Source organism: Flavobacterium sp. (assembly GCF_046155325.1).
Taxonomy (GTDB): Bacteria; Bacteroidota; Bacteroidia; order Flavobacteriales; family Flavobacteriaceae; genus Flavobacterium.
This window is the reverse complement of the sequence record NZ_JBJXDQ010000018.1, coordinates 1-2862: the sequence shown is the minus strand read 5'-3', so window position 1 is coordinate 2862 and position 2862 is coordinate 1. Positions and strand designations below refer to the sequence as shown.

Here is a 2862-nt window from a genome sequence, read left to right as displayed (position 1 = left end):
CTACGGAACAAACGTTACAGCCTATTGCCGTTTTAGACGAACCCGCAGAAATGTCATTGGAAGAGTATAAAGCCATGATCGAATTGGCTAAAAATGCTGGACCTGATGATTGTGAAATGTGCGGTAGCTAGTCATTGCGAGGAACGAAGCAATCTCATTAAAACCTAATGTTGAATCTCAACGAAAAAACGTTTAAATAATATAGAAACAGCTATCATAATGATGGCTGTTTTGCTTTAATTAGTAATTACATGATACCAAATTATATATTAGCCTCAAAAAACATACGTTTATTGCACTTTATAATTGATTTAGTTTTTATTTATATAATTTCATTGATTGTTTATTTTATTTCTAGTTTTATAAAATTTAATGCTTTATATCCACATTTTTCAAATTGGATAGATACATTTGATCGTATCCAAAATTTGATTTTTAATTCGATAATTTGGTTTTTATATTATGGAATTACTGAATTTTTATTTTCTCGAACATTTGCTAAATACATTACAAAAACTGTTGTTGTATTAAAAGACGGTTTTAAACCAAATTTTTATGCAATTATGACCAGAACAGTATTAAGAATTATTCCCTTTGAATATTTTACTTTTTTAAAAGGTAGAAAACCTGGTTGGCATGATGAATATTGAGGTACTTTTGTGGTTAAAACAAGTAAATTAGAAAATTGTAAAAAGGAGTTTTTAGAGCTTCAAAATTTTTAGTATTCAACATTAATTCATAATTTATGAAGAACGAGTTAATAATAAGTATGACAAATGATTTTGAAGATCATTCTCAAACTACCGAAAACGGAATTGAATTTTGGTTTGCAAGAGATATTCAACATCTTTTGGGATATTCAGAATGGCGAAATTTTAACAAAGTAATTTCAAAAGCAAAAACTTCTTGCGAAGTCACTGATAATCTGATATTAGACCATTTTGTTGACGTTAACAAAATGGTTGTTATTGGTTCTGGAACAGAAAGAGAAATTGAAGACATGATGCTTACACGTTATGCGTGTTATTTAATTGCTCAAAATGGAGATCCAAGAAAAGAACAAATTGCTTTTGCTCAGAATTATTTTGCGATTCAAACAAGAAAATTTGAATTAATAGCCAAAAGAATAGAGGACTGGGAACGATTAAATGCTCGACAAAAACTGACTTTATCCGAAAAGGAATTATCCGAACTTATTTTTGAAAAAACAGGAAATGATAAAAATTTTGGGATAATAAGAAGTAAAGGCGATCAGGCATTATTTGGAGGAAAAAACACTTCACAAATGAAAATGAGACTTGGTGTTCCTGAAAATAGACCGCTTGCTGATTTTCTTCCAACAATTGTTATCAAAGCTAAAGATTTTGCAACAGAAATTACCGTTTTTAACACCAAAGATAAAGGATTGTCTTCTGAAAGAAGTATCTCTTCGGAACATATTAATAATAATCTAGGTGTAAGAAAGTTGCTTTTAGACAGAAAAATTGTGCCTGAAAATCTTCCGCCTGAAGAAGATATCAAAAAATTAGAAAGAAGAGTAAATTCAGAGACAAAAAACATTGGTAAAAACCCAGATAAATTGACTTAATTGTAGTTTTTTAGAAAATTATGGCTAAAAAACTAATTGATTATAAAAGAAATGATGAAGCTAACCAGAACAACCTCTGAAAATCCAGATTTTCAAAAACCAACCACTCTTTTTGATGAATATCTTATTGATATTGATGGAGAAGAAAAAGATTTTTTCGCTCAATACAATCAAATTTATATTGAAAATGTGATTGTTGGCTATGAAAATGAAATTCCAGTTGGTTGTGGTGCTTTTAAAAAATCGAAAAATCAGGTAGCCTAAATAAAAAGAATGTTCGTCTCTGAAGATCACCGGAGCAAAGGGATCGCTCATAAAATTTTGGAAGAATTAGAAGTTTGGTCAAAAGAATTAAATCATACCTCAGCCATACTTGAAACTTCTTTCAAGTTAGAAAATGCTATTGCTTTGTATAAAAAAGTAGGTTATGAAATTATTCCAAATTACGGTCAATATACGGGTGTTGAAACTAGCATTTGCATGAAGAAAATAATTTAGAGACTTGTATTTTCAATTTGTATATTTGTTATTAAATTAAATCCGAAATAATGGAAATTCAGAATTTATCTAAATATAGCAATGCCGAAAAAATTATTCTTGCCGAACAATTATGGGATAGTATTTCTAAAAAGGACATGGAAATTTCTGATGAATTGAAAAAAGAATTAGATATTCGATTGCAAAATTTAGAAGAAGGAAGATCAGAATTATTTACCTGGGACGAGGTTAAAAAATATTTGAAGTCCATTCGGTAATGCATAAAATCCAATTTACTAAAGAAACATTATTCGACATTGAAGCTGCTGTTCTTTGGTATGAAGAACAAAGATTAGGTCTTTCGTATGATTTTGAGCTTTGTTTAGAAGCAGGAATTGAAGAAGTTTTAAGAGATCCTGATGCATTTCAAAAAAGATATAAACAGGTAAAAATTAGATTTATTTCTCGCTTCTCTTTTGGAATTCATTATGTAATTATTGAAAATCAAATAACAATTATTGGCCTTTTTCATACTTCTCGTTCGCCTAAAAACTGGTCAAAAAGACTCCTTTTTTAATTATAGTCCAAAGCTCACAAATCAAAAATCTTCAATCATAAATCACAATGAACTGGGAACAACTTCTATCACTAAGACGTCAGGGCGACACAAGCAAACGATTACGAATAGAACAAGACGACACGCGTCTGGGTTTTGAAGTCGATTATGACCGAATTATATTTTCAGCCGCATTCCGAAGTTTACAGGACAAAACGCAGGTTATTCCGCTTTCGAAAAC

Annotated in this window: 6 protein-coding genes and 1 pseudogene; all 7 read left to right on the top strand. The window is 30.0% G+C overall.

The features are described 5' to 3' along the window. The first annotated feature begins 251 nt into the window (after positions 1 to 251). Positions 252 to 650, top strand: a complete 399-nt coding sequence (locus ACKVOD_RS01650) for an RDD family protein (RefSeq protein ID WP_409207744.1) — start codon at positions 252 to 254, stop codon at positions 648 to 650. A 95-nt stretch (positions 651 to 745) separates the two neighbouring features. After that, positions 746 to 1588 carry a DNA damage-inducible protein D gene (gene dinD / locus ACKVOD_RS01645; protein WP_409207743.1) on the top strand — a complete coding sequence of 281 codons (843 nt, stop codon included), beginning with the start codon at positions 746 to 748 and terminating at the stop codon, positions 1586 to 1588. A gap of 51 nt (positions 1589 to 1639) precedes the next feature. Continuing rightward, the gene (locus tag ACKVOD_RS01640; protein ID WP_409207742.1) at positions 1640 to 1852 is read left to right on the top strand and encodes a hypothetical protein; all 213 of its coding nucleotides are present in this window, start codon (positions 1640 to 1642) and stop codon (positions 1850 to 1852) included. Positions 1853 to 1861: 9 nt separating this feature from the next. Beyond that, positions 1862 to 2086 (top strand): GNAT family N-acetyltransferase, encoded by a 225-nt coding sequence (locus ACKVOD_RS01635; RefSeq protein ID WP_409207741.1) that lies wholly within the window; start codon positions 1862 to 1864, stop codon positions 2084 to 2086. Positions 2087 to 2136: 50 nt separating this feature from the next. Further along, a complete protein-coding gene (locus ACKVOD_RS01630; protein ID WP_409207740.1) occupies positions 2137 to 2343 on the top strand; it encodes an addiction module protein in 207 nt (68 codons plus the stop codon). Further along, positions 2343 to 2642 (top strand): type II toxin-antitoxin system RelE/ParE family toxin, encoded by a 300-nt coding sequence (locus ACKVOD_RS01625; protein ID WP_409207739.1) that lies wholly within the window; start codon positions 2343 to 2345, stop codon positions 2640 to 2642. The genes ACKVOD_RS01630 and ACKVOD_RS01625 overlap by 1 nt, the downstream gene beginning before the upstream one ends. A gap of 47 nt (positions 2643 to 2689) precedes the next feature. Next, positions 2690 to 2862 (top strand): annotated as a pseudogene (locus tag ACKVOD_RS01620) (dGTPase); the annotation flags it as partial.